We start from the raw sequence: 2,572 nt of genomic DNA, 5'->3' as shown, positions 1-2,572 counted from the left end.
AAATCAAATAATCACTATAAAGATCAAGCATATCCATTTAATTCCCTCCCTAAAATTAAGGGCGGAATTCTAATGCTTTTTAGTCAAACTACAAGTTTATGTGCGTAACATGAGTTAGTTATAATCATCAGCCTACCATTGCAGGGGCAGGAAGTGCTATTTTCCTGCATATTTGGCGCTCAGCAGCAGAAGGAACTGCAGGCTGTGTTGCTCTAAATGAAAAAAATCTATTGCAAGTTTTAGAGTGGCTTGATAAAACAAAACATCCTTATATGTTCATTACCCGCAAGTTTTGATGGAGTAGTTCTATGGCCGATTTTCAATTAGGTGATTTAGTTTGGATTATTAGTTTTGATGAGCAAGACGAATTTTATTTACTATCAAAACAAACCATCACCGATTTTTTAGATGAAAATACCGTTGAATGTGAAGATGACTTCAACACCTTCCATGTCGCGCATGAAGATATTTATAGAAATAAAGAAGAAGCCGTTAGCGAAATGATGCGCCGTTTATCATTATTAATTAATTAATTACAAGTGTAACCAAGACAATAGCAGCAGCATCCCGTATACAAAGCTTTATACGGGATGATTGCAGTTTAGGTTAGTATACAAGAACCATTCTTATTAACCAAAACGGAAATAGTTTTTTTACCTAGTATATTAATGGGCTTACAAACTCCAGTTTGTCCTGGTACTTTTAGTTGAATAAAGTTAGTTGGTTTATGGAACTTATCCGCAACTGGCGTCATGGTCTTAAACTCAGCATTCACTGCTGCTAGATATTGGGCAATATGGCTCCCATCAATTCCACCCACGCTAGAATGGGTAAAATTACATTTTATATTGTTTGGGCTTGAGCAATTCCCGGTAGATACGGCGTAGGCAAAATCTAGCTGCGTTGGAAGGCCCTGCGGAAAGCTTAGCTTTACAGTGAAGGCCTGTGTCGTGGTAACCATTAAAGATAAAACTACACTAATTATTAATTTAAAACTCATTACAACTCCTTACATCGAATAAATCAATCATCGAGAAGACAATAAAGGAGCTGGACTATTTTGTCAACCAACTGGCCAATATATCAACACTTAAACAGAATGCGCCAAGGTTGGAAATGGGTCCAAATATCGGCTTTTTTATAGGCTGGCCTTGCTTGCATACGATTAAACCAAGCAATTAACTCCGCTGACTGCACCAGTTCATACTCCCCAATCATTTGCAAGCGCCCCAATAAAACTACGGTAACAATATCAGCGGAGCTAAGCTGATTACCCACTAAGAATTCGTGCGGAGAAGGTAGTTTATCTAAGAAGAGTTGAATGCTTTTTTTCTCAAACTCTAGTTTATCCCTTAAATCACCTTCGGTAAAAAAAGCTAGGCGTTGGGTGTTAAGCGCAATTTTAGCGCTTAAAGCCTCCTTATTTTCACTAGCCCTAAGCTCTTTCTCCAATTTTCTTATAATTTTTTGCAGCATATGAGGCACAATTAAACGTAAGGGAGGAAGGCTGATTAATGCTTTAGCAAAAGTTAAACGCTCAATCGTGATATTATAATGGGCATAAACGATTTGCTGTACTTGCAGACCTGCTTCCTTATCACTATCCAACCATTGCGGCCCTTTAAGAGTCGCGATGTATTTTAAAATATCTTGGCTATCAATTAAGATCTCTTTGCCATTAACTAAGGAGGGGACCGTCATTTTAGGATTGATGGCTAAATACCAGCTAGAGAGCTGCTCTTTGCGCAGATGGATATCCATAAGCCTATTTTCAAAGGGAAGCTCTGCCTCAAACAAGGCGTATCGAGCAATCATAGAATAATAAGAGGAACTGGCATTATATAAAATCATGAATATCCCTATGCAATAGATCTATCCCCAGTTTAGTTAAAGCACTGATTTATGCAACCTAATTTGAGGAATAATACAGATGAAAAAAGCGTAGCTGCGCCCAAGTTAGGCTAACATGAATAAAGCCATGCCTATCATCATTAAATTCTCGGTTAAGGAAATGAACCCCAGGGGAACCGTGCTATTTCCGCCCACACAGGCACATTTTAGTTCCCGCTTATCAATATAAACGGCTTTAAAAACTGAAATCGCCCCTATGATTCCAATAAACAAGGCGACCGGAATAGAAATCCAAGTGCAAACGCCGGCAATCATCAGTATTCCGGCTAAGCCCTCAGCAAAAGGGTAGATGTAGCTATAGCGGACCCAATGTTTGGCAAGGATATCGTAATTGAGGAATAAGGTTGAAAAGGTTTCAAGATTTTGCAGTTTTAAAAGTGCTAAAACCGTCATACTAAACGAAACAAATAGGCCGAGAGTATGCAGGCTAAAAGCTGTGCTCGTAAAGGCCAAGCTCGTGGCGCAAGCCATTAAAAAAGTGATGAGGAATAGAGTAAGAACCGGTTGATAGCTTAGCAATTTAGGATTAGGTATTTTCTTACCAACTCATGTTACGCACGGTCAATTTTAAGCTGCCATATTTTTAAGCTCCTGCCAAGCAATCTGGTTCGCTCTAAGAATCAATTTGTACTTAATAGCAAAGTGATTTAAATGAGTTTTT

The 2,572-nt window shown here is 38.6% G+C and carries 3 protein-coding genes and 1 pseudogene; 1 reads left to right on the top strand and 3 read right to left on the bottom strand.

Annotated elements, in window-relative coordinates; genetic code table 11:
- Window positions 1-308: 308 nt before the first annotated feature.
- Entirely contained in the window at window positions 309-533 is a 225-nt protein-coding gene (locus ELY15_RS15130) for a hypothetical protein (protein ID WP_127101488.1), read from the top strand.
- Between the two features lie 68 nt (window positions 534-601).
- Here ELY15_RS15130 and ELY15_RS15125 read toward each other — a convergent pair whose 3' ends face one another.
- The 3 genes and pseudogenes from ELY15_RS15125 to ELY15_RS15115 form a co-directional block, all read right to left on the bottom strand.
- Window positions 602-1,000, bottom strand: coding sequence for a hypothetical protein (locus ELY15_RS15125; protein ID WP_127101486.1), 399 nt, complete (start codon window positions 998-1,000; stop codon window positions 602-604).
- Window positions 1,001-1,083: 83 nt separating this feature from the next.
- Entirely contained in the window at window positions 1,084-1,851 is a 768-nt protein-coding gene (locus ELY15_RS15120; RefSeq protein WP_127101484.1) for a glutathione S-transferase family protein, read from the bottom strand.
- Window positions 1,852-1,956: 105 nt separating this feature from the next.
- Window positions 1,957-2,457: pseudogene (locus tag ELY15_RS15115) on the bottom strand (MauE/DoxX family redox-associated membrane protein); the annotation flags it as partial.
- Window positions 2,458-2,572: the final 115 nt, after the last annotated feature.

The sequence above is a fragment of the Legionella sp. km772 genome (assembly GCF_003989735.1).
Classification (GTDB): domain Bacteria; phylum Pseudomonadota; class Gammaproteobacteria; order Legionellales; family Legionellaceae; genus Legionella.
Note: the sequence above shows the minus strand (reverse complement) of the source record. Positions and strands in the feature narration are given on the sequence as shown.

Bases quoted from the DNA above. Each gene is read 5' to 3' on its own strand.
- ELY15_RS15130 (WP_127101488.1), top strand. From the start codon at position 309: ATGGCCGATTTTCAATTAGGTGATTTAGTTTGGATTATTAGTTTTGAT.
- ELY15_RS15120 (WP_127101484.1), bottom strand. From the start codon at position 1,851: ATGATTTTATATAATGCCAGTTCCTCTTATTATTCTATGATTGCTCGA.
- ELY15_RS15125 (WP_127101486.1), bottom strand. From the start codon at position 1,000: ATGAGTTTTAAATTAATAATTAGTGTAGTTTTATCTTTAATGGTTACC.